The sequence below is a fragment of the Achromobacter sp. 1L-A-4-B-C2 genome (genome assembly GCF_057291955.1).
This window is the reverse complement of record NZ_JBXAWP010000001.1, coordinates 237,353-259,709: the sequence shown is the minus strand read 5'-3', so window position 1 is coordinate 259,709 and position 22,357 is coordinate 237,353. Positions and strand designations below refer to the sequence as shown.

Sequence of the window (22,357 nt, the reverse complement as noted above, 5' to 3'; positions counted from 1 at the left end):
CTCTCGGGTTCAGGCCGCGTGCGCGGCAGACTGCGAGGACTCGATGCCGAAGTCCTGCGGAAAATGGTTCAGCGCGGACAGCACGGGGTAGGGCGCCATGCCCCCCAGCGCGCACAGCGAACCGCCCATCATCGTGTCGCACAAGTCACGCAGCAGGTGCACCTGTTGTTCGCGCTGCGCGGGGCTGACGCCGCCGGCCGCGATCTTGTCGATGGTCTCAACGCCGCGTGTGGAACCGATGCGGCACGGTGTGCACTTGCCGCAGGATTCAATCGCGCAGAACTCCATGGCGTAGCGAGCCATGCGCGCCATGTCCACGGTGTCGTCAAACGCGACGAGCCCGCCGTGGCCGATCATGGCCGAGATCTGTATGTAGGCTTCGTAATCCAGCGGCACGTCCCATTGCGATTCGGGCAGATAGGCGCCCAGCGGGCCGCCCACTTGCACGGCGCGCAACGGCCGGCCGCTGGCGCTGCCGCCGCCGAAGGTGTAGAGCAGGTCACGCAGGCTAAGGCCGAACGCCTTTTCCACCAGGCCGCCTTGCCTGACGTTGCCGGCCAGTTGGAACGGCAAGGTGCCATGCGAGCGGCCCACGCCGTAATCGCGGTAGTAGGCGGCGCCCTTGGCCAGGATGATGGGCACGGTGGCCAGCGATATCACGTTGTTGATGACGGTGGGCTTGCCGAACAGGCCCGAGATCGCGGGCAGCGGCGGCTTGGCGCGCACCACGCCGCGCTTGCCTTCCAGGCTTTCCAGCAGCGAGGTTTCTTCGCCGCAGATGTAGGCGCCCGCGCCCTTGCGCACTTCCAGGTCGAAGCGGCGTCCGCTGCCGTGCACGTCGGCGCCCAGCCAGCCGACGCTGCGCGCGCGGGCGATAGCGGCTTGCAGGGTATCGATGGCGTGCGGGTATTCCGAGCGCACGTAGATGTAGCCGTAGGTGGCGCCCACGGCCAGCCCGGCAATCGTCATGCCTTCGATCAGCACATAGGGGTCGCCCTCCATCAGCAGGCGGTCGGCGAAGGTGCCCGAGTCGCCTTCGTCGGCGTTGCACACGATGTACTTCTGGTCGCTGGGCGTGCCCGCCACCGTTTTCCATTTGATGCCGGTGGGAAACGCCGCGCCGCCGCGTCCACGCAGGCCGGAGGTGACCATCTCGTCGATGATGGCGGCCGGGTCCATTGCCAGCGCCCGCTTCAGGCCCGCCAGGCCGCCGTGCGCGGCGTAGTCCTGCAAGGACAGGGGGTCAATCACCCCGACGCGGGCGAAGGTCAGGCGTTCTTGCTGTTTCAGGTAGGGGATGTCTTCGGTCAGGCCCAGGCACAGCGGGTGTACCGGGGCGGCGCCGGCGGCGTTGTCGTGGTGCGTCAGCCAGCCGGCATCGAACAAGCCGGCCACGTCTTCGACCGCCACGGGGCCGTAGGCGACGCGGCCGTTGGGCGTGGCCACTTCCACCAGCGGTTCCAGCCACAACAAGCCACGCGATCCATTGCGCACGACCTGCACGGCCAGGCCGCGCGCATCGGCGATGCGTTCGACCTCGCGCGCCACCGCGTCCGCGTCCATGGCCAGCGCGGCCGCGTCGCGCGGCACGTAGATGACGACGGGGGCGCTCATGGGGTGGTCTCCTGCGGTTGGGCCAACGCGCGCGCCAACAAGCGGTCCAGCTTCTCGGGCGTGACGCGGGCATGCGGCCGGCCATCGATCATGATGGCGGGCGACTGCGCGCATAGCCCCAGGCAGTAAACGGGTTCCAGCGTGAAATTGCCGTCGGCGGTGTGGGCATGAAAATCGCAGCCCAGATGCGCGCGGGCATGGGCGGCCAGCTGTTCGCCGCCCATCGCCTGACAGGACTCGGCGCGGCACACTTCCAGCGTGTGGCGCGCGGCCGGCTGGCTGCGAAAGTGCGGGTAGAACGTGATGACGCCGTGGACTTCGGCGCGGGACAGGTTCAGGGCCTCGGCGATGGTTTGCACCGCTTCGGCCGGGATACAGCCCAGTTCATGCTGCACCTGATGCAGCACCGGCAACAAGGGGCCGGGCAGATCTTTCAGCCGCGCAACGATGCGGGCGGTGGTGGCAATGGCGGGGGTGGTGGACGCCTGGGCGGCGTCCAGAGCCAATTGGCCGCCCCGGGCGCCGCCGCTGGACGCCAAGTCGGATGTTGCCTCGCGCTGATGCACGGTGGTCTCCTCCAGTGTTGCTGGGCCCCTTGACGGGGTCTGTTGTGACGGTCGGGTTCGGGTATTCCCAGGCAATTAATATGCTTTTAAAAACATAATAAAAACCAGTCCGCCGCGTTATTTGTGTACTCTAACCACGTACTTGAACGCCTTCAATAAGAAATAAATGACATATAAAAATGACATATAAGTTCCGAATCGGGCTGCGGCCGCAATGGACCTTGGGCGGGGGCGAGGACACGGCTCCTTTGCCCTTGCAGGACATGCTGGCGCTGTTGGCCGCCATCGACGCCACGGGCAACATCACCGGCGCGTGCCGCGCATGCGGGCTGTCTTACCGCCATGCCTGGGGCGTGCTGCGGCGCTTTGAAACGCTATTTGGCACGCAGCTGCTGGTGACGAACCGGCGCCAGGGCACGCAGTTGGCGCCGTTCGCGCAGCGCCTGCTGTGGGCCAACCGCCGCATCGAAGCGCGGCTGATGCCCACGCTGGACAGCATGGCGTCGGAATTGCAGGAAGAACTGGAAAAGCTGCTGCCCGAAAGCGGCCCGCATCTGCGGCTGCACGCCAGCCACGGCTTCGCGGTGGAATCGCTGATGCAGCACATGGGCGGCAGAAAGCCCGGGCTGGAACTGCGCTATCGCACCGCCATCGAGGCGCTGGCTTCGCTAGAGCGCCACGAATGCGATCTGGCCGGTTTCCAGGTGCCGCTGGGCGACTTTGAAGCGCCCATCATGGAACGCTACGCGCAGTGGCTGCACGCCGATGAATACCTTCTGATCCATCTGGCCGTGCGCAACACCGGCTTGTTCGTCACGGCGGGCAACCCCAAGCAGATACGCGGCATGGCCGACCTGGCGCGCCCGGATGTGCGCTTCGTCAACCGCCAGATCGGGTCCAGCACGCGTTACCTGGTCAGCTTGATGCTTCAGCGCGCAGGCGTGTCGATTGGCGAAGTCCAAGGCTACGAAACCAACGAATTCACCCATATGGCGATTGCCGCGCATATCGCCAGCGGCATGGCGGACACGGGCGTGGGCGTGGAAACCGCCGCCTGCCGTTTCGGGCTGGACTTCATCCCGCTGGTGCGCGAACGCTACTTCTTTGCCATCCGCAAGTCGGCACTGGAAACGCCCGCCATGCAAGACCTGCTGTCGATCATGCGCAGCGCCGACTATGTCGGCTACGTGGGGCAGCTGGTGGGTTACGACGCCAAGGACACCGGCCGCCTGCAAACCCTGGAAGAGGCCTTCGCCTAGGGCCGCCGCCCGGGACGCCGCTTGCCGATATATGATCGCCCCATGAGCAAAGTGATTTTCCTTGCCGACCGCCGGTCCGACCGTTCGGCCTGGCCCGCGCCCGGCGAACTTCCGGCCGACGGCCAGCCCGCGCTGGACCGGCGCGCGCGTCCGCTGCGCGACCTGCGCATTTCCGTGACGGACCGCTGCAACTTCCGCTGCACCTACTGCATGCCGCGCGAAGTGTTCGACGCCAGCTATACCTTCATGCCGCATTCGGCGCTGTTGTCGTTTGAAGAAATCAGCCGCCTGGCCGGCATCTTTACGCAACTGGGCGTGGAAAAGATCCGCCTGACGGGCGGCGAACCGCTGCTGCGAAAACATATCGAAAACCTGGTCGGCCAATTGGCGGCGCTGCGCACGCCGGCGGGCCAGCCGCTGGACCTGACGCTGACCACCAACGGCAGCGTGCTGGCGCGCAAGGCGGCCGCGCTGAAAGCCGCCGGGCTGACCCGCGTCACCGTCAGCCTGGACGCGCTGGACGCGTCGATGTTCCAGGATATGAGCGACAGCGGCTTCACGCCCGACGACGTGCTGCGCGGCATTGACGCCGCCGCGGACGCGGGCTTGGCGCCGGTCAAGGTCAACATGGTGGTGCGGCGCGGCCTGAACGACGGACAGATCCTGCCCATGGCCGAACGCTTCCGGCACAGCGGGCACATCCTGCGCTTTATCGAATACATGGACGTGGGCAACACCAACGGCTGGAACCTGTCTGAAGTGGTGCCCAGCCAGGAAGTGCTGGACCGCATCGGCGCGGCCTACCCGCTGGAACCGGTGCAGTCCGCCGACATGGGGCGCGTGGCCGAGCGCTGGCGCTATCTGGACGGCGGTGGCGAAATCGGCGTCATTTCCAGCGTCACCCACGCATTCTGCGGCGGCTGTACGCGCGCGCGCCTGTCGCCGGAAGGCAAGCTGTTTCTGTGCCTGTTCGCACACGAAGGCTTTGACCTGCGCGCGCCGCTGCGCGATGGCGCCACCGACGCCGAACTGGCCGCGATGCTGGCCGGCATCTGGGGCGGGCGCGCCGACAATTATTCCGAACTGCGCGGCCGCAACATGGCGGACCCAACGCCGGACCCGGGCCGCAAAGTCGAAATGAGCTACATCGGTGGGTGACGCGTCGTTGCTGGCCCCTCGCATCGCCGGCTTGATTCTGGCGGGCGGGCAGGGCTCGCGCATGGCCCATCAGGACAAGGGCCTGGTGCTGTTGAACGGTGAGCCCATGGTGGCGCATGTCGCGCGCCGGCTGGCGCCGCAAGTGGCGCGGCTGATCATCAGCGCCAACCGCCATGCCGACCACTATGCGCGCTACGGCACGGTGGTGGCGGATAACGAACCGGGCTTGGAAAAATACCAGGGTCCGCTGCTGGGCATCGCGGCGGGGTTGGCCGCTGTGGCCGCAGTGGCGGATGTGGACTGGGTCGTGGTGGTGCCGTGCGACACACCGTTTCTTCCCGGCGATCTGGCCGCGCGCCTGGTCGACGCCGCGCAATCCGCGCAGGCGCCCATGGCCTATGCCATGGCAGGCGAACAGCGCCATTCGGCCTGCATGGCGCTGCGCCCATCGCTACTGCCGGGCTTGCGCGCCTACCTGCACGGCGGCGATCGAAAAGTCGGTCTATGGCAGGCGCGCGTAGGCGCCGTGGCGGCGCGCTTTGACGACGCGCCGCATGCCTTCATGAACGTGAATACGCCCGAAGAATTGGCCGAGGCCCAGCGCTACGCCAGCCAGTGCCGCAAGTCGTAATACGGCACGCGGTCGCCATCGTTGACCAGCACGTCGGCCGGCAGGCGCGCCAGGCCCGTGGCCCACGGCATCGAACTGATCACGCCCGAGCCTTGATGGCCGTAGGGCACCAATTCGGCGGTGCCTTCGGTGGCGACACGGCGCTGCACCCGCAGGAATTCCTCGCGTCCGTCCTTGCGCGGACTCTCGGTGCGCAGCGGCAGCAGGCTGACGGGCGGGAAGATCTCTTCGCGGCCTTGCATCCGGCGCACCAGCGGCGACACCAGCATGGCGAACACGGCGTAGGCCGACACGGGGTTGCCCGGCAGGCTGACGACGGGCTTGCCGTTGATCTGTGCCAAGGCCACCGGCTTGCCCGGTTTCATGCGCACTTTCCATAGCGACAACTCGCCGCCCAAGGTGGCCAGCGCGGGCTTGACCAGATCGCGTTCGCCCACCGACACGCCGCCCACGCTCAACACCAGATCGCAGTCGGCCAGCAGCGTCTTGAACGCGGCCAGCAGGTCTTCTTCGGTGTCGCGCGCGTGCAGCACGTGCACGGGCACGGCGCCCAGGCCGCGGGCCAACGCGGCCAGCATCGGGCCGTTGGAGTTGTAGATCTGTTCGGGGGCGCGGGGCGAGCCGGGCGGGACGAGTTCATCGCCCGTGGTCAGGATGCCCACGCGCAGCTGGCCGACCACCGGCACGGTGGCAAGCCCCTGCGAGGCCAGCAAGGCCACGTGCGCGGCTTGCAGCATGGCGCCGGCCGCAAGCAAGGGTGCGCCAGCCATCGTGTCTTCACCCCGGCGGCGGATATGCTGGCCGGGCGCGGGCTCACGCGAGATTTCCACGTGGTTGTCGGCTTCCACCGTGTCTTCCTGCATGACGACGGTATCGGCGCCGTCGGGAATCAGGCTGCCGGTGAACAGGCGGATGGCGTGGCCGGGCTTGAGCGGTTCGGGCACGTCGCCGGCATAGCAGCGTTGCTGGATCGGCAGGCGCGCGCCGGCTTGCCAATCGGCCACGCGCAAGGCGTAGCCGTCCATGGCGCTGTTGTCGGCGGGGGGGATGTCCACCGTGGCTTGCAGGTCGGTGGCCAGCACGCGGCCGGCGGCCTCGGTCAAGGCGATGTCTTCGCGGCGTTGCAGCGGCCCGGCCGCATTGGCCAGCAGGGTCTGGGCGTGATCAAAATCCAGCATGGGTCAGTGGTCTTCTTTCTGAGGCTTGAAGTGCGAGGCGAAATTGCACGGGCGGTGGGCGCTGTCGAACTGTTCACGCAGTATCTGCGCCCAGGCCGTTTCGCAGGCGTTGTTTGAACCGGGCAAGCAGAAGATCAGCGTCTGGTTGGCCGAGCCCGCGAACGCGCGCGACTGGATCGTTGAACTGCCGATCTCGGTGTACGAGAGTTGCCGGAACAGTTCGCCAAAGCCGGGAATCTCGCGGTCCAGCAGCGGCAGGATGGCAGCCGGCGTGTGATCGCGATGCGAAAAGCCCGTGCCGCCGGAGGTCAGGATGACCTGCACTTCGGGGTCGGCAATCCAGTCGCTGATGACGCGGCGGATCTGGTAGATGTCGTCGCGCACGATGTCGCGGCGCACGCACTGGTGGCCCGCATGCGCCAGGTTGTGGGCAAGCAGATTGCCGGAGGTGTCGTCGCCCGCGCTGCGGGTGTCGCTGACCGTCAGCACGGCGCAGGCCAGCGAGACGGGAATTTCTTCGCTCATTTGCTTTCCTTCGGTGGGGCGGTGTCTTCATCCCAGGCGTCGGTGCGGTCCTGGTCGGCCTGGCGTTGTTCTACCCAGAAGCTGTTGCCACCGGCCAGCGTCTCGCGCTTCCAGAACGGCGCGCGCGTCTTGAGCGCGTCGATGATGTATTCGCAGCCGCGAAAGGCATCGCCCCGGTGGGCGCTGGCCGCCGCCACGAACACGATCTGCGCATTGCGCGACAGCGCGCCCACGCGGTGCACGATGACGGTGCCGTCCAGCTTCCAGCGCTGGCGCGCGGTGTCGGCAATGGCTTCCAGCTCGCGCTCGCACATGCCGGGGTAGTGTTCCAGGTAGAGCGTGTCGGTGGGCGAGTCGGGCGCGTAGTCGCGCACATAGCCCACGAAGGTGACAATGCCGCCCACGCCGGACCCGGCGTTATCGCGTAGCGCCGCCGTCAGCGCGGCGGCGTCGAAATCGGCTTCCTGGACGCTGATCATGGCGTTCTCAGCCTCCGGTGACGGGTTCGAACACAGCCACTTCGTCGCCGGGCCGGATCGTTGCCGTGGGTTTGGAATGGGTTTGGTTGATGGCCAGTTTCAGGCGCGCAGCGGGCGCCAGCTGCGGGTAGCGTTCCCCCAGCGCGGCCAGCAATTGCGCGCCGGTGGACTCGCTGTCCAGCGGCCAGTCTTCACCGCGCTTGCCGACCAATTCCGCCACGCGGGCGAAGTACAGAAGATTAATCGTTGCGCCATTCACCGCTTTTTCCTCCGGCCTTGTACTTAAGGCGAACTTGTTCAACCACGATGCCCTTGTCGGCGGCCTTGCACATGTCGTAGATGGTCAGCGCGGCCACGCTGCACGCCATCATGGCTTCCATTTCCACGCCGGTCTTGTAGCTGGTGCGGCAGGTGGCCTGGATGTCGATGCGGTGCGCGGCGTCGTCCAGCGAGAAGTCCACGCCCACGAACGCCAGCGGCAGGCTGTGGCAAAGCGGGATCAGTTCCGCGCAGCGCTTGGCGGCCAGCACGGCGGCCACGCGGGCGGTGTTGAGCACTTCGCCCTTGCCCTTGCCCGGCTGCGTCAACAGGCCATAGGCCACGGCATTCATGCGCACGCTGGCCACGGCAATGGCCACGCGTTCGGTGTCCGTCTTGGCGATGACGTCGACCATGCGGACCTGGCCGGCTTCGTCCAGGTGGCTCAGGGTGGGGGTGGCAGATGACATTGGGAATCGGGATCGAGAATTGTTAATGTTTGAAAAGGGCGGTCCCGGCAGGCCGGGCAGGCCGCTGTTCCGCCTATGATAGACGAGCCCTAATCGGGGCGCGATAATCGCCATCAACTCGTCTCAGGAGACTCGCGATGCCCTTGCGGCGCCCCAAGCTTCGGTTCACCCGGCGCGCCGGCAAAATCTTGTTGGGCATAGTGGCGGTTGTGCTGATCCTTTGCGCAATTGCCGCCTGGCAAGTCCCGAAGGTGCTGCACAACGTGCTGACGGACGACGTGGCCAAGATGATCGGGCGCGACGTTTCGGTCGGCAAGATCACCTTCAATCCGTTCACGTTGACCATCCGCGCACGCGACCTTGCCGTGGCGCAACCGGGTTCGCAGACGCCGCTTCTGGCGCTGGCTGAAATGGATGTCAGCGCCGCGTGGAGCTCCTTGTTCTGGTTCGCTCCCGTCGTGGATCGGCTGACGCTGCGCCAGCCTACCATCGCCATCGTGCGCGAAGACGTCACGCGATTCAATTTCTCTGACATACAGCAACGCGTCGCGCAATTAACCGCCGCCCAGCCCGAAGAACCGCCCAAGCCCGATACCGGCCTGCCCCGGTTTTCGCTGAACAACATGGTGATCGAGGGCGGCGCCATCACGCTGGACGACAAGGTCACCGGGCGCAAACAGGTGGTGGACGAACTGGGCCTGGGCGTGCCGTTCATTTCCACCTTCGGCTATGCCACGGATATCGACGTGCAGCCGCGCGTGCACCTGCGCATCAACGGCAGCCCGTTTGACCTTACGGGCGTGGCGCGGCCGTTCGACAAGGTGCCGTCGTCCACCTTGCGCGTTGCGTTCAACGGCCTGCAACTGGAAAAGTGGGCCGACGTGTGGCCCATGCCGCTGCCGTTCAAGCTGGACAGCGCGCTGCTGGATTCGAACCTGCAAGTGGTGTTTGAACAGCCCAAGGACGCGCCGCCCAAGATACGTGTGGTGGGCGATCTGGCGCTGCGCCGCTTCGATCTACGCGATACCGACGGCGACACGCTGGCCGCCTGGAGCGCGTTGACCGTCACGCGTCTGGAACTGGAACCCATCGCGCGCCAGATGTATGTGGGCGAAGTGGGCCTGTGGGCGCCGCAGGTGCATGTGCGGCGCTACGCCAATGAACACCTGAACTGGCAGGACGTGGTGGTCAAGTTGAAGGCGCTGGGCGGCGTGGCCGCGACCGACACGCCCGTGGCGGACAAGCTCAAGCGCGACCTGGGGCTGAAGGTCGCGCCGAAGGCGCAGGAGGGCGCCGCGCCCGGCGCGGGCACCGGTGCTGCGCCTGCCACTGGCACCGGCACGGCACCGGCCACCGGCACCGCACCCGCCACCGGCACCGCACCGGCCACCGGCACCGCACCCGCCACCGGCACCGCACCCACGACCGATCCCGCACCCGCCCCAACGGCTCCGCCCGCGACGCCGCTCGCCGCGCCCGCGCCGTCCGAATGGAAGGTGACGCTGGACGCCTTCAACCTGCATGAAGGCGAGCTTTACCTGACCGATGCGGTCAGCAAGCTGGATTACGTCATGACCGGGATCGGCGCCACCGTGGAAGGCGTGGTGGTGCCCGAGGTCAAGAACCAGCCCATCGACCTGTGGCTGACGGTGGACAACAGCACTGACGGCGGCTGGATACGCGCGAAAGGCCCGCTGGAGTTGTCGCCGCTGTCGCTGGAACTGGGCGTGCGCTTGGGCAACATTGCCCTGGCTCCGTTGGCACCGGCCGTGCGCAGCGTGGCCCCCATCCTGCTGCAAGACGGCCGGCTGGCCGCCAACGCGCAGATCCACGTGCGCGAAAAAGGCGGCGCCATCGACGCCTCGGCCACCGCTGTCCAGGCCGACCTGACCCAGTTCAAGGCACGCGACGAAGCGCAAAAACCTCCGCTGGACATCGCGCTGCAATCGCTGCACGTCACGGCCGACCGCCTTGCCATGGGCCCGGGCCAAAGCCGCTTCACGCTGGCGGCGGCGGGCATCCAGGGCAACGGCAAGCTGAACCTGGCGGGCACGTTCACGCCGCAGCCGCTGACCTTCGCGTCGTCCGTCGACCTGTCCGACCTGAACGTCGCGCCGTTCGCGGCCTACGCCGCCGGCAGCCTGAACGCTACCGTGCGCGCCATTACGCTGGGGGCCAAGGGCGACGTGGCCTATGCCGCCGCCGCCGGCAACGCGCCCATGCGGGTCAACTGGAAAGGCGGCGTCGAGATCACCGGCGTTGACTTGCAAGACCGCGTCAACAACGACGACTTCCTGAACTGGAAGCGGCTGGCCTTTGCCGGCATGGACGTGTCCGTGGCGGGCGACAAGGTGGGCGCCAAGCTGGGCGACATCGCGCTGGAAGACTTCTACGGCCGCATTCTGTTGAATGCCCAGGGCCGGCTGAACGTGATGGACCTGGTGGCGGCGCCGGGCCAGGCGGGCGGCTCCATCACGCAGGACACGCAAACGCCGGGCCGCCAGTCGCCCGCCGCGCCGGCATCGTCGGCGGCATCCAAGGCGGCATCCCCGGCAGCCTCCAAAGGCGGCGACGGCGCGGCCATGCCTGACATCGCCGTCAACAGCGTCACGCTGTCGCGTGGCCGCATGACGTTTACCGACCGCTTCGTCAAACCCAACTATGTGGCCGAGCTGTCGGCCATCGAAGGTGCGATCTCGGCCGTGTCGTCCACCAACCCGCAGCCCGCCAAGGTCAAGGTCACGGGGCGCGTCTACACCACGGCGCCGCTGTCCATCAGCGGCATCGTGCAGCCTTTCGCCAAATACCTGACGCTGGACCTGAAGGCGTCGGCCAAGGGCGTGGACCTGCCGCGCTTCAACACCTATTCGGCCAAGTACGTGGGCTACCCGATCAAGCGCGGCAAGCTGTCGGTGGACCTGGAATACAAGATCAAGGACCGCGCATTGCAGGCGTCCAACCACGTCGTGCTGAACCAGCTGACCTTCGGCGACAAGACCAACAGCCCCGACGCCACCAAGCTGCCGGTGCTGCTGGCCGTGGCGCTGTTGAAGGATTCGCGCGGCAATATCGACATCAACCTGCCCGTGTCCGGCTCGCTGGACGACCCGGAATTTTCGGTGGGCGGCATCGTGGTGCGCGTGATGATGAACCTGGTCGTCAAGGCGGTGACATCGCCGTTCAGCTTGCTGGCCTCGGCCTTCGGCGGCGGCGAAGAGTTGTCGTATGTGGAGTTCGCGCCGGGCAGCGCGGTGCTGACCGAAGACTCGGTGCAGCGCATCGACACGCTGATCAAGGCGTTGACGGACCGCCCCGCGCTGAAGATGGACATCAGCGGCCGCGCCGATCCCAAGACCGACCTGGACGGGCTGCGCCAAGCCTGGGTCGACGCCCAGATCCGCGCCGCCAAGGCCGCCGACACGACGCCGCGCGGCAAGAAGCCCGACCCGGCCGGCGTGAAGGTGTCGGCCGCCGAACGCCAGAAGTATCTGGAAGAGGTCTACGACGACGCCGACATCAAGGACAAGCCGCGCAATTTCATCGGCATGTCCAAGTCGGTGCCGGCCGCGCAAATGGAAGCCATGCTGCGCGGCGTGGCGAAGGTGGGCGACGAGCAGTTACGCCAATTGGCCGATGCCCGCGCGCAGGCGGTATATGAGAAGTTGCTAGCCCAGGAAGGACTCGCGGACCGTGTCTTCATCGTCGCGCCGCAGCTGGACGCGGACGGCATCAAGGACGAGGGGCAACCCTCGCGCGTGGACTTCTCCCTGAAGTGAACCCGGCTTGGCCCACGGTGCGCGCGGCGCCCCGGGGTCGGGCTTTTTTTGCCAGGAGATTCTCGATGAAAGATCAGGACGCGCACTTCGACAGCCTGCTGCCGCCCCTGCGGCTGGATCGGCGGGGCTTCATTGCCACGACCGTCGCGGCGGGCTTTTCCCTGGCTGCCGGGCAAGCCGTGGCGCAGACCGCCATCGCCACCGACGCCAAGGGGCTGACGGCGGGCAAGATCGACATTCCAACCGCCGACGGCAAGATGCCGGCCTACCGCGCGGCGCCCGAAGGCAAGAAGAACCTGCCCACCGTCATCGTCGTGTCCGAGATCTTCGGCGTGCACGAATATATCCAGGACGTGTGCCGACGCCTGGCGCACCTGGGCTATCTGGCGATCGCGCCGGAACTGTTCGCGCGCCAGGGCGACCCGTCCAAGTACACCGAAATCCCCAAGCTGCAAGCCGAGATCATCGGCAAGGTGCCCGACATCCAGGTGCAGGGCGATCTGGATGCCACCGCGAAGTGGGCGGCCGCCAACGGCGGCAACCCCGACCGGCTGGGCATCGTGGGCTTTTGCTGGGGTGGCCGCCAGGTGTGGCTGTACGCGGCCCACAACCCCAAGCTGCGCGCGGGCGCGGCGTTCTACGGGCAGTTGGCGGGCGAACCCAGCGAGCTCAAACCCAAATCGGTGCTGAGCCTGGTGAACGAATTGAAAGCGCCCGTGCTGGGCGCTTACGGCGGCAAGGACGCCGGTATTCCGCTGACGGACGTGGACAAGATGCGCATCGAACTGGCCAAGGGCCCGGCCCCGGCAAAGGCGTCGCGCATCGACGTCTACCCGGAAGCACCGCACGCGTTCCATGCGGACTACCGGCCGTCGTACCGCAAGCCGGAAGCCGAGCAGGCCTGGACGCGGATGCTGGATTGGTTCAAGCAGAACGGGCTGTAGCCCGTCGGCTAGCGCGGCGGTCTACTGGGCTTCTTCGCCCGGCAGGCCGTCGCTGACTTCAGCCAGCGCGCTTTTCATATCGTCGTAGCTGATCGCGCGTTCGTTCTGAAAACTGCCCAGCACGCCCCGGCAACCGTCCACGCCGGAACGCTTCATGTCGTCCATCATCGTCTTGCCTTCGGCCAGGCCCTTCTGGAACAACGCGTCGTAGGACGCGGCTGAAAATCCATATTCCTTGGCGTAGCGCGCCAGGTTCTTGTGGGCCGTTGCCTGATGCTGCGCCAGGTCGGGCTCCGAGGCGCCGCACGCGCGCGCCGCGCCGTTCGATGCGCCGGCGGCCACCACGAAGGAATCGTATTGCGCTTGCTCGCTGGCGTCCGGTGCCGCCCAGGCCGGGGCGGCGGCGGTGGCCAGGACCCAGGCCAGGGCTGTCAGAAACTTGTGCATCTGTGGATCTCCGCTGGATGCCCGGCGGGCGATGGGCGATGTAGGCGCCGCGCGGGCGTGGGACACTCGCGCATTATGACAAGCAGCCGTATCCACGCGATGAGGTCCAGGTGTGGAGTCGTTTCAGACTGTGCGTGTTCTTTTCGTGTCGCTCTGGCGCAGCGGGCAGGGCGCGCACGCACTATGATGGAGGGTGTGAGGCGATCCTGCCTCAATGCATTGCCCCACTTTCCCTGGAGATACCATGACGATCAAAGTCGGCGACCGCGTGCCGGAAGGCACCCTGACCGAATTCATCGAAACCGAAACCGCCGGCTGCTCGCTGGGCCCCAACGCGTTCCAGGTTTCCGACCTGACCCGCGGCAAGACCATCGCGCTGTTCGCCCTGCCGGGCGCGTTCACCCCCACCTGCTCGGCCAAGCACCTGCCTGGCTACGTGGAACAAGCCGACGCCCTCAAGGCCAAGGGCGTGGACGAAATCTGGTGCGTGGCCGTCAACGACGCGTTCGTCATGGGCGCCTGGGGCCGCGAACAAAAGACCGAAGGCCGTGTCCGCATGCTGGCCGATGGCTCGGCGCTGTGGACCAAGGAACTGGGTCTGGAACTGGACCTGATCGCGCGCGGCATGGGCGTGCGTTCGCAACGCTACTCGGCGCTGATCGTCGACGGCGTGGTCAAGCAGCTGAACGTGGAAGGTCCTGGCAAGTTCGAAGTCAGCGACGCCGCCACGCTGCTGTCGCAAATCTGACCTAACGTAGCTTCCAGTTTTACCGCTCAACGCGGCGGGTTGCCTTTGCAGCCCGCCGTGCTAATGCCAGCAGCGGTTGCCAACGCCATGCTCGCCACCCTCTCCTCATTCTCGTCCCTGTACTTCGCGACCTTGCTGATGCTGATCGGCACGGGTCTGTTCAACACCTACATGGGCCTTCGCCTGACCGCGCAGTCCGTCAGCGAAGTGTGGATCGGCGTCCTGATCGCCGGCTACTACCTGGGCCTGGTGTGCGGAGCCCGATTGGGGCACAAGCTCATCATTCGCGTGGGTCATATCCGCGCGTTCGTCGCGTGCGCGGCGATTGCCACCAGCATGATCCTGGCCCAGACGCTGGTTGATTCCATGCCGTTGTGGCTGGTCTTTCGCCTGATTTCCGGCGTGGTTATGGTGACCGAGTTCATGGTCATCGAAAGCTGGCTGAACGAACAAACCGAAAACCACCAGCGCGGCCGGGTGTTCTCGGTCTACATGGTGGTGTCCGGGCTGGGCACCGTGCTGGGCCAGTTGGCGCTGACCGCCTACGCCACGCTGGACCTGCGGCCCCTGACGCTGGTGGCCATGTGCCTGGTGTTGTGCCTGGTGCCCATTGCCGTCACTGCGCGTTCCCACCCGCCCACGCCGCTGCCCGCGCCGCTGGACATCCGCTTCTTCATGCGGCGCGTGCCGTTGTCCATGACGGTGCTGTTCGTGGCGGGCAACCTGTCGGGCGCGTTCTACGGGCTGGCCGCCGTCTACGGCGCCAAGCACGGGCTGACGACGTCGCAGGCCGCCGTCTTTGTGGCCGCCGCCGTCACGGCGGGGCTGCTGTCGCAATGGCCGATGGGCTGGCTGTCCGACCGCATCAACCGCGCGGGCCTGATCCGTTTCAACGCCTTGCTGCTGGTGCTGCTGCCCACCGTGATGTGGGGCTGGCTGACCTTGCCATATTGGGCGCTGGTGGCTTTGTCGTGCGTGTTCGGCATTTTGCAATTCACGCTGTACCCGCTGGGTGCGGCATTCGCCAACGACCACGTGGAATCCGAACGCCGGGTCAGCCTGTCGGCCGTCTTGCTGATGACCTATGGCGTGGGCGCGTGTATCGGCCCGATGGTGGCGGGGCTGATGATGTCGCTGGGCGGGCCCAGCATGTACTACGTCTTCATCTCGGCTTGCGCCTTGATCCTGGTATGGCAGGTGCGCCCCACGCGCGTCACCGGCGCGCACCAGGTGGACGAAGCGCCGACGCACTTCGTGCCGATGCCCGACACGCTGCAAAGCTCGCCGGCGGCGGCAGTGCTGGACCCGCGCGTGGATCCGGAAAACGACATCGCGATGGAAATGGTGCAGCCGGACCCCGCCGCCGCGCCGGTCGCCGCCACCGAGGACCCGGTCGTCGAAGAGCCGGCACTCAAGCAGGAATGGCCGGCGGACGCTGCGGCAGCCGATGCTGCGGCAGCCGATGCTGCGGCGGGCGATGTTGCGGCAGGCGATGCTGCGGCGGGCGATGCTGCGGCGGGCGATGCTGCGGCGGGCGATGCTGCGGCAGTTGACGATGCGGCAGGCGATCGTGCGGCAGGCGATGTTGCGGCAGGCGATCCTGCGGCAGGCGATCCTGCGGCAGGCGATCCCGCGGCGGGCGATCCCGCGGCATCCGATGCCACGGCAGCCGGTACCGGCGCGCCAGCTGGCGCTCGTGCTGCTGATGTTGAATCCGGGGCAGGCGAGAAGGATGCCTCGCCCTCGGAAACCGAATCCGACACCCAGCGCCGCCGCCGCACGGGCACCTGACGATCGCGCGGCGGGGATTACCAGGGCGCCATCACGACGATCGCGCCCAGCGCCAGCGCGATACCCAGCGCGTTGATCCGGGTCAGCAGCTCACGAAACACTAACGCGCCCACCAGCGTCCCCAGCGTGATCACGCCCATGTTCATCGACGCAAACACCAGCGCCGGATGTTCAGGCAAGGACTGGTGCGCGCGGATGTAGGTCAGGATGTTGCCAAAATTGGCCACGCCAAGCGCCACGCCCGCCAGCAGATGGCGTGGCTGCCAACGCACCCGGCGCGCCAGCAGATACGCCAACATCAACACGCCCGCCAGCACGAAGGCCAACAGCAGCCCGCCGGCAAACGCGGTGCCGGCGCGCGCCACCTGCTTGAACAGGATATCGATCACCCCGTATCCCGCCCACACCGCCAGCGGCCACAGCCAGATGCCACGGTTAGAGGCGGCGGCGTCGGTGGCGTTGGTTGTGGCGGCGATCGTGGTGGCGGTCGTGGTGGCGGCGGCGGCGGCGGCGGCGGTTGTGGCGGCGTTCGTAGCGGCAGTCGTGGCGGCAGTCGCGGCGGTCGCGGCGGTGCGCGCAGCGCCGCCTGCCGACGCCCAGCGCGCCGGCCGCAGAAGCAAGCATGCCAGCGCGGCAAACGCCAGCAGGACCGCCGCCAGCTTGCGGCCATTGACGGGTTCGCCAAACAACAGGAACGCGGCCAGCAGCGGGATGAACAGCGACAGGCGCTGCGCCGCGTCGCTGCGCACGATGCCGGCGTGGCGCACCGCCGCCGCCATTGCCAGGAACACGCTGGGCAACAGCACCCCAAGCGCGGCCAGAACGGCCCACGGCGTGCTCGGCGTGTACAGCGCGGCAGGGTCCGGTTTCAGCACGGCCCAGCAAAGCAGGGCGGCCACGGCGTAGTTCATGGCAATCGCCTGCCGCACGTCCACGTCGTAGCGGCGCGCCAGCTTAAGCAGCACGGCTACCGTGACGCTGCACGTCACGCTTGCCAACAGGTAAAGAACGCCAGGGGTCAACGGCATGTCGTGCCGCCTTCTGCGCAGGGTTGGCCGGAACCGGCTTGAGGTTGGGCGGAATGCCCCGCGCCCGAGAACTCCGGCGCGGCATGGTGCGGCGCCGGCTCCACGTGCATGCCCAGCCGTTGCAGCAGGCGCTGGTCGGCCTGCATCTGCGGGTTGGCGGTGGTCAGCAGCGCGTCGCCATAGAACATCGAATTGGCGCCCGCCATGAAGCACAGCGCGTGCATGGCGTCGTCCATGGTTTCGCGTCCGGCCGACAAGCGTACGGCCGCGCGCGGCATCGTGATGCGCGCCACGGCAATCGTGCGCACGAACTCGAACGGGTCCAGCGGCTCGACCTTGGCCAGCGGCGTGCCTTCCACCTGGACCAGGTTGTTGATTGGCACCGACTCCGGATAGGGCTCCATGTTGGCCAGTTGCGCGATCAAACCGGCGCGTTCCCGCCGCGATTCCCCCATGCCCACAATACCGCCGCAGCACACGCTGATGCCGGCCTCGCGCACGCGCGCCAGCGTATCCAGGCGGTCCTGGTAGGTACGGGTGGAAATGATCTTGCCGTAGAACTCCGGCGACGTGTCCAGGTTGTGGTTGTAGTAGTCCAGGCCGGCGTCCTTGAGCTGCTCGGCCTGGCCGTCGCGCAGCATGCCCAGCGTGACGCAGGTTTCCAGCCCCAAGGACTTCACCGCGCTGACCATCCGCGCCACGGCTTCCAGATGGTGCGGCTTCGGGCTGCGCCAGGCCGCGCCCATGCAAAACCGTTGCGCCCCGCCTGCCTGCGCGGCCTTCGCGGCGGCCACCACTTCATCCAGCGGCATCAGCTTGTCGGCATCAAGCCCGGTGTCGTAGTGCGACGACTGCGGGCAGTACGCGCAATCCTCCGGACAGCCACCGGTTTTGATCGACAGCAGGCTGGACAGCTGCACGGCATTCGGGTCGAAGTGCGCACGATGGACCTGCTGGGCGCGGTGCATCAAGTCGATGAACGGCATCGCGTACAGCGCCAGGATGTCGTCGGGGGTCCAGGCCGGGGCGGCTCGGTTGCGGGTCGTTTGCGGGACGGGGATGTAGGCGGTCTGCAAGGGCGGGCTCCAATCGATCTATCGAAAACCACGCCGCTTGCCTGGCGAGGCAAGGGCGGGATCGGCGGATCGTAAGAACCTGCGCAGGGTTTGCGCAATGCAGGCCCACTGCACGAAAATGCGGGCCACTTCGATGCATGTTCGCCGTGAATAGAAGATTTAACCGTGCAGCGCGGTCTAACGCGATGGCATCTTCGTCGACGCCGACCCCCTCAATATTTTGATTCTAATTGTAAGTTCGGGGCGTGGCCGGCGGCGCCGGGACGGCACCATTGCACGGCGGTCACTTTGTCGGATCACCCCGTTGCGATGACCCCGTTGCGATCAACCCGTTGCGATCGTCCCGTCGCGCGATCACCCCGTCGCGATCACTCCTTAGCCGGCTTGTCACGCACCCGCGCGGACTCGTGGCCCGTGATCCCTCGATCGCGCGCCCAGACAATCGCCGCGCTACGACGGTGCACGCCGATCTTGCTGTAGATCGTGGCCACATGATTGCGCACCGTATTGCGCGACAGCTTCAACGCCTTGGCGATGCCGTCGTCGTCGTGGCCCTGGCAGAGCAGGCCCAGCACTTCGCGTTCGCGCGTGGTCAGTTGCGCCAGTTCCGCCACATCGCGCGAGGCCGGCGCGGGCTGGCGCAACTGCGCCAGCTTTTCGATGATGCCCCGGCTGAACCACGACGTGTCCTGCATCACCGCTTCGATGGCGGCCAGCAGCTCGATCTCGGAGCGTTTGCGTTCAGTGATGTCCTGCATCACGATCAGCAGTCGGCGCTGCCCACCGATCATCACGGGCTCTGCCGACACCAGGCAATCAAGCGCGCCGCCATCCTGCGTGGCCAACGTGGCTTCGCGGTTGCGCGCGCTTTCGCCGCGCTTCAGGCTGGCGGCCATGCCTTCGTAGGGTTGCAGGCCTACGTCGGTCAAGGCCGCGCCCACGCTGTCTTCGGGCGACGCGCCGGTTACCGCTGCAAAGGCGTCGTTGATATCCAGCACGCGCAGCGTATCGCCTTCGCATACGGCCATCGGCACGGGCGCCAGCTTGAACGCCTTGGAAAAGCGCTCTTCGCTTTCGCGCAGCGCCATCTCGGTGCGTTTGCGCGCTTCCAGGTCGATGAAGGTGAACAGCATGCAGGGTTCGTCCTGCATGTCGATCGGTTGGCCGGCGACCATCACGAATTTGGCGCCGCCGTCCGCCAGCTTCACGACGCCTTCGCGCTGTGTAATGGTCTTGCCTTCGTTCAGATTGGCCACGGCCTGTTCTTTGTCGTCGCCGCCGTCCAGCACATCCAACTCGTACGCGGACTTGCCCAGCACGGTCTCACGCGTGTAGCCCGTCATTTCCAGAAAGCCCTGGTTGACCTTGACGTAGCGCAGGTCGGAAAGCCGGCAAATGAGGGCGGGCGCCGGATTCGCGCCGAAGGTGCGTTCGAAGCGTTCTTCGGCGTTGATCTGCTCGGTCTGGTCGTGCAGGATCAGCACGCGATAGTCAGCGCCTTTGTCGCCTTCCAGGTTCAAGCCGCGTGCGCGCACGTTGCGCAGGAACTCTTCGTCATCCTTGCGGCTCAGGTCCAGCAGCAGATCGTCAAACGTTTCTTCAGCGGCCAGGCGGTCCAGCGGATATTGGCGCGCGGGTACGCGGTGATGGTTGCGGTAGGTCAGCGTGTAGCGCTTGCGGTAGCCGGCGGGCGTGCCGCCCAACGCTTCAAGATTGTCGACGCCGTGTAATTCAAGTGCGCTGTTATTGGCCCATGCAATTGAGCCGTCGGGTTCAAGCAGGATGATGCCTTCATTCAAACCCGCGATGATGGCTTGCAGGTGTTGGCGATGCGCGTGTGGCGCGGCGGCGTTTGCGGTCACGTAGGCCTCTTCGGTTCGCGTGGCGTGAGCCCACAGGATGCAGGGGCGCGGCAAAGCTGTCCAGACAGCAAAACGGACGAGTCTTAGCGGCGGGGTAAAAGGAGGGGAGAACGCACAAAATAACGCGCGGACAATGCGGGCGCTGAAATGCAAAAAGCCCCGGAATCCGGAGCTTCAATGTGTACTGCGACGATGCGTATTGCGATAGTGGGTATTGCGAGGATCTGTCGTGCGATCTTTCAAGCTGCATGCTGGCAAACACCAAAGTGCTTGGCGGAGCGGACGGGGCTCGAACCCGCGACCCCCGGCGTGACAGGCCGGTATTCTAACCAACTGAACTACCGCTCCGCAGCGGCTTACTCAACAACTTCAAACTTCATCACTACACTGCGGTGTCAAGGCAGCTTGTACTACGTGCCAGAAATCTGGCGTCCCCTAGGGGATTCGAACCCCTGTACTCACCGTGAAAGGGTGATGTCCTAGGCCTCTAGACGAAGGGGACCTGAACTAACAGAACTGCAAACAACTTTACTACGGTACTGCGGTACTGCGGTACTGCGGTACTGCGGTACTGCGGTACTGCGTGCTGGTGGAGGTAAGCGGGATCGAACCGCTGACCTCTTGCATGCCATGCAAGCGCTCTCCCAGCTGAGCTATACCCCCCAGGGCGCCCTGATGTTCCAAACTTCAAACAACAAGGTCTCACACTCTATAAAAGCAAAAAGCCCCGAAGACGGAGCTCTTGAAAGACTCAGAGCGAGAGCTTTTGGCGGAGCGGACGGGGCTCGAACCCGCGACCCCCGGCGTGACAGGCCGGTATTCTAACCAACTGAACTACCGCTCCGCAGCGGCTTACTCAACTACTTTGTCACTTCAACTGCACTTATCTACTTCTTTACTGCTGCCAGTGAACTGGCGTCCCCTAGGGGATTCGAACCCCTGTACTCACCGTGAAAGGGTGATGTCCTAGGCCTCTAGACGAAGGGGACTTGGACTTGCTGTACTGCATAACTGGTACTGCAACTACATTCTTCGCTGTTGACTGGTGGAGGTAAGCGGGATCGAACCGCTGACCTCTTGCATGCCATGCAAGCGCTCTCCCAGCTGAGCTATACCCCCGTTTCTCTAATCAATTCCTGCTACGTTTTACGGTAAAAACACACGTTTTATTGTGCGCTTTTTCGTAGTTCGTTGCCGGTTTTGTTTAGTGCCGTTGGCGAAGAAACGAGATTATGCACGAACAAAATCGGGTGTGCAAGTCGATCGCGGGCAAAAACCATAAAACGACAAAAAAAATAGGGGTGGGATGCCTTTTTCTGCTTATTTTGTGAGCGAAATCAGACCATCCAAGGCCGGGTGCCAGCGCGTGGATTCCAGAAAAATCAAAGGCTTGTGCGGATGCTATCGTGGGCGATAAAAAATTTTCGACATCCTGTGGCTTGCGCGTAAAAAAAGCCGCGCGACAACCTGAGAATTCCGGCATGAGCACAAAGACTTCGTTTCCCACCGGGCCCCTGGGCCGCAGCGGCATGCACATCACGCGTATCGGATTGGGCGCCTGGGCTATCGGCGGCAACGGCTGGGCGGTGGGGTGGGGGCCGCAAGACGACGCCGATTCCATCGCCGCGATTCGCCTGGCCGTGGACCGGGGCATCAACTGGATCGATACGGCGGCGGTGTACGGGCTGGGTCACTCCGAAGACGTCGTGCGTCGCGCGCTGGCGCAGATGGCGCCCGGCGATCGGCCCTATGTGTTCACCAAATGCGGGCTGACGTGGTCGACCGATAATCCGCAAGCGATGCCGCGCCGTACCGGCGCACCGGCCAGCATTCGCCGCGAAATCGAAGGGTCGCTGCGCCGGCTTGGCGTCGAGCGCATCGACCTTTATCAAATGCACTGGCCGGCCGGCGACGGCACGCCGCTCGAAACCTATTGGCAGGAACTGCTGAACCTCAAGCAGGAAGGCAAGGTTGGTGCCATTGGCCTGTCGAACCACAATCTGGCGCAGTTGCAAGATGCCCAGGCGCTGGGCCATGTGGATTGCCTGCAACCGCCTTTTTCGGCGATCCAGCGTGGCGCGGCGGCCGACCTTATTCCCTGGTGCGCGCAGCATGACGTGGGCGTGATCGTCTACAGCCCCATGCAGTCTGGGCTGCTGACCGGCGCGTTTACTGCGGAACGTGCCAGGGCGTTGCCGCCGGACGATTGGCGCGCGCGCAATGCCGAATTCGCGCCGCCGAACCTTTCCCGCAACCTGGCACTGGCGGATGCGATGAAACCCATCGCGGAACACCACGGCACGACGGTGGCCGCGGTCGCCGCGGCGTGGACGTTGGCATGGCCGGGCGTTACCGGCGCCATCGTCGGCGCGCGCAGTGCCGCGCAGGTCAATGGTCTGCTGGGCGCGGCCGAACTGGAATTGGATAGCGGCGACTTGGACGCCATCGCCGAGGCCATTGAGCTGACGGGGGCGGGCGAGGGGCCTGTGCGCCCTCCGCAAGACAGCGGCAGGTTGCCCGAAAACCTGTTCGCCTAGGAAAACCAGC

The 22,357-nt window shown here is 65.8% G+C and carries 19 protein-coding genes, 6 tRNA genes and 1 pseudogene; 9 read left to right on the top strand and 17 right to left on the bottom strand.

The window, feature by feature from the left end:
- Positions 1-9 precede the first annotated feature (9 nt).
- The gene (locus tag AC0Z35_RS01270; RefSeq protein ID WP_485131554.1) at positions 10-1,614 is read right to left on the bottom strand and encodes a formate dehydrogenase beta subunit; all 1,605 of its coding nucleotides are present in this window, start codon (positions 1,612-1,614) and stop codon (positions 10-12) included.
- Positions 1,611-2,180, bottom strand: a complete 570-nt coding sequence (locus AC0Z35_RS01265) for a formate dehydrogenase subunit gamma (RefSeq protein WP_485131555.1) — start codon at positions 2,178-2,180, stop codon at positions 1,611-1,613. Before AC0Z35_RS01265 ends, AC0Z35_RS01270 begins: the two co-directional genes overlap by 4 nt.
- 179 nt (positions 2,181-2,359) lie before the next feature.
- On the opposite strand from AC0Z35_RS01265, the gene AC0Z35_RS01260 reads away from it, so the two are divergent.
- From AC0Z35_RS01260 to mobA, 3 genes are read left to right on the top strand one after another with little or no spacing between them, the layout of a single operon-like run.
- A complete protein-coding gene (locus AC0Z35_RS01260) occupies positions 2,360-3,439 on the top strand; it encodes a substrate-binding domain-containing protein (RefSeq protein WP_485131556.1) in 1,080 nt (359 codons plus the stop codon).
- A gap of 42 nt (positions 3,440-3,481) precedes the next feature.
- Entirely contained in the window at positions 3,482-4,597 is a 1,116-nt protein-coding gene (gene moaA, locus AC0Z35_RS01255) for a GTP 3',8-cyclase MoaA (RefSeq protein WP_046805222.1), read from the top strand.
- Positions 4,590-5,228 carry a molybdenum cofactor guanylyltransferase MobA gene (gene mobA, locus AC0Z35_RS01250; protein WP_485131557.1) on the top strand — a complete coding sequence of 213 codons (639 nt, stop codon included), beginning with the start codon at positions 4,590-4,592 and terminating at the stop codon, positions 5,226-5,228. Before moaA ends, mobA begins: the two co-directional genes overlap by 8 nt.
- On the opposite strand, the gene AC0Z35_RS01245 is transcribed toward mobA, so the two are convergent.
- From AC0Z35_RS01245 to moaC, 5 genes are read right to left on the bottom strand one after another with little or no spacing between them, the layout of a single operon-like run.
- The gene (locus AC0Z35_RS01245) at positions 5,201-6,406 is read right to left on the bottom strand and encodes a molybdopterin molybdotransferase MoeA (RefSeq protein ID WP_485131558.1); all 1,206 of its coding nucleotides are present in this window, start codon (positions 6,404-6,406) and stop codon (positions 5,201-5,203) included. The two genes, mobA and AC0Z35_RS01245, sit on opposite strands and share 28 nt — an antisense overlap.
- A gap of 3 nt (positions 6,407-6,409) precedes the next feature.
- Positions 6,410-6,931, bottom strand: a complete 522-nt coding sequence (gene moaB, locus AC0Z35_RS01240) for a molybdenum cofactor biosynthesis protein B (protein ID WP_120156757.1) — start codon at positions 6,929-6,931, stop codon at positions 6,410-6,412.
- Positions 6,928-7,410: a molybdenum cofactor biosynthesis protein MoaE gene (locus AC0Z35_RS01235; protein ID WP_314365055.1), complete on the bottom strand. Its 483-nt coding sequence runs from the start codon at positions 7,408-7,410 to the stop codon at positions 6,928-6,930. The genes moaB and AC0Z35_RS01235 overlap by 4 nt, the downstream gene beginning before the upstream one ends.
- Positions 7,411-7,417: 7 nt before the next feature.
- Positions 7,418-7,669 (bottom strand): MoaD/ThiS family protein, encoded by a 252-nt coding sequence (locus tag AC0Z35_RS01230; RefSeq protein ID WP_104145566.1) that lies wholly within the window; start codon positions 7,667-7,669, stop codon positions 7,418-7,420.
- Positions 7,650-8,138, bottom strand: coding sequence for a cyclic pyranopterin monophosphate synthase MoaC (gene moaC / locus AC0Z35_RS01225; RefSeq protein WP_046805227.1), 489 nt, complete (start codon positions 8,136-8,138; stop codon positions 7,650-7,652). Before moaC ends, AC0Z35_RS01230 begins: the two co-directional genes overlap by 20 nt.
- A gap of 137 nt (positions 8,139-8,275) precedes the next feature.
- Between moaC and AC0Z35_RS01220 the strand changes: the two genes are divergently transcribed.
- Complete coding sequence (locus tag AC0Z35_RS01220; RefSeq protein WP_485131559.1) at positions 8,276-11,914, top strand: DUF748 domain-containing protein; 3,639 nt, start codon at positions 8,276-8,278, stop codon at positions 11,912-11,914.
- 65 nt (positions 11,915-11,979) lie between these two features.
- The gene (locus AC0Z35_RS01215) at positions 11,980-12,858 is read left to right on the top strand and encodes a dienelactone hydrolase family protein (protein ID WP_046805229.1); all 879 of its coding nucleotides are present in this window, start codon (positions 11,980-11,982) and stop codon (positions 12,856-12,858) included.
- Between the two features lie 21 nt (positions 12,859-12,879).
- On the opposite strand, the gene AC0Z35_RS01210 is transcribed toward AC0Z35_RS01215, so the two are convergent.
- Positions 12,880-13,305, bottom strand: coding sequence for a hypothetical protein (locus AC0Z35_RS01210; protein WP_104145563.1), 426 nt, complete (start codon positions 13,303-13,305; stop codon positions 12,880-12,882).
- A gap of 244 nt (positions 13,306-13,549) precedes the next feature.
- Here AC0Z35_RS01210 and AC0Z35_RS01205 point away from each other — a divergent pair, with 244 nt between their 5' ends.
- From AC0Z35_RS01205 to AC0Z35_RS01195, 3 genes and pseudogenes are all read left to right on the top strand, one after another.
- The gene (locus AC0Z35_RS01205; protein ID WP_046805231.1) at positions 13,550-14,053 is read left to right on the top strand and encodes a peroxiredoxin; all 504 of its coding nucleotides are present in this window, start codon (positions 13,550-13,552) and stop codon (positions 14,051-14,053) included.
- 87 nt (positions 14,054-14,140) lie between these two features.
- Positions 14,141-15,556 (top strand): annotated as a pseudogene (locus tag AC0Z35_RS01200) (MFS transporter); the annotation flags it as partial.
- Positions 15,501-15,920 (top strand): pentapeptide repeat-containing protein, encoded by a 420-nt coding sequence (locus tag AC0Z35_RS01195; protein ID WP_485133305.1) that lies wholly within the window; start codon positions 15,501-15,503, stop codon positions 15,918-15,920. The pseudogene AC0Z35_RS01200 and the gene AC0Z35_RS01195, both read left to right, overlap by 56 nt.
- Here AC0Z35_RS01195 and AC0Z35_RS01190 read toward each other — a convergent pair.
- The 9 genes from AC0Z35_RS01190 to AC0Z35_RS01150 all read right to left on the bottom strand — a co-directional run bounded on the left by AC0Z35_RS01190 (position 15,862) and on the right by AC0Z35_RS01150 (position 20,929).
- On the bottom strand, positions 15,862-16,866 hold the full coding sequence (locus tag AC0Z35_RS01190) for an EamA family transporter (protein WP_485131663.1): 1,005 nt from the start codon (positions 16,864-16,866) through the stop codon (positions 15,862-15,864). The genes AC0Z35_RS01195 and AC0Z35_RS01190 overlap by 59 nt on opposite strands.
- Positions 16,863-17,948 carry a biotin synthase BioB gene (gene bioB / locus AC0Z35_RS01185; RefSeq protein ID WP_485131560.1) on the bottom strand — a complete coding sequence of 362 codons (1,086 nt, stop codon included), beginning with the start codon at positions 17,946-17,948 and terminating at the stop codon, positions 16,863-16,865. Before bioB ends, AC0Z35_RS01190 begins: the two co-directional genes overlap by 4 nt.
- A 368-nt stretch (positions 17,949-18,316) precedes the next feature.
- Positions 18,317-19,810, bottom strand: coding sequence for a helix-turn-helix transcriptional regulator (locus tag AC0Z35_RS01180; protein WP_120157598.1), 1,494 nt, complete (start codon positions 19,808-19,810; stop codon positions 18,317-18,319).
- A gap of 271 nt (positions 19,811-20,081) precedes the next feature.
- Positions 20,082-20,158, bottom strand: a tRNA-Asp gene (locus AC0Z35_RS01175).
- A gap of 78 nt (positions 20,159-20,236) precedes the next feature.
- Positions 20,237-20,312: transfer RNA gene (locus AC0Z35_RS01170), tRNA-Glu, on the bottom strand.
- Between the two features lie 85 nt (positions 20,313-20,397).
- Positions 20,398-20,473: transfer RNA gene (locus AC0Z35_RS01165), tRNA-Ala, on the bottom strand.
- Positions 20,474-20,577: 104 nt separating this feature from the next.
- Positions 20,578-20,654, bottom strand: a tRNA-Asp gene (locus AC0Z35_RS01160).
- Positions 20,655-20,723: 69 nt separating this feature from the next.
- Positions 20,724-20,799: transfer RNA gene (locus AC0Z35_RS01155), tRNA-Glu, on the bottom strand.
- A 54-nt stretch (positions 20,800-20,853) separates the two neighbouring features.
- Positions 20,854-20,929, bottom strand: a tRNA-Ala gene (locus AC0Z35_RS01150).
- A 362-nt stretch (positions 20,930-21,291) separates the two neighbouring features.
- Between AC0Z35_RS01150 and AC0Z35_RS01145 the strand changes: the two genes are divergently transcribed.
- Positions 21,292-22,347 (top strand): aldo/keto reductase, encoded by a 1,056-nt coding sequence (locus tag AC0Z35_RS01145; protein WP_485131561.1) that lies wholly within the window; start codon positions 21,292-21,294, stop codon positions 22,345-22,347.
- Positions 22,348-22,357: the final 10 nt, after the last annotated feature.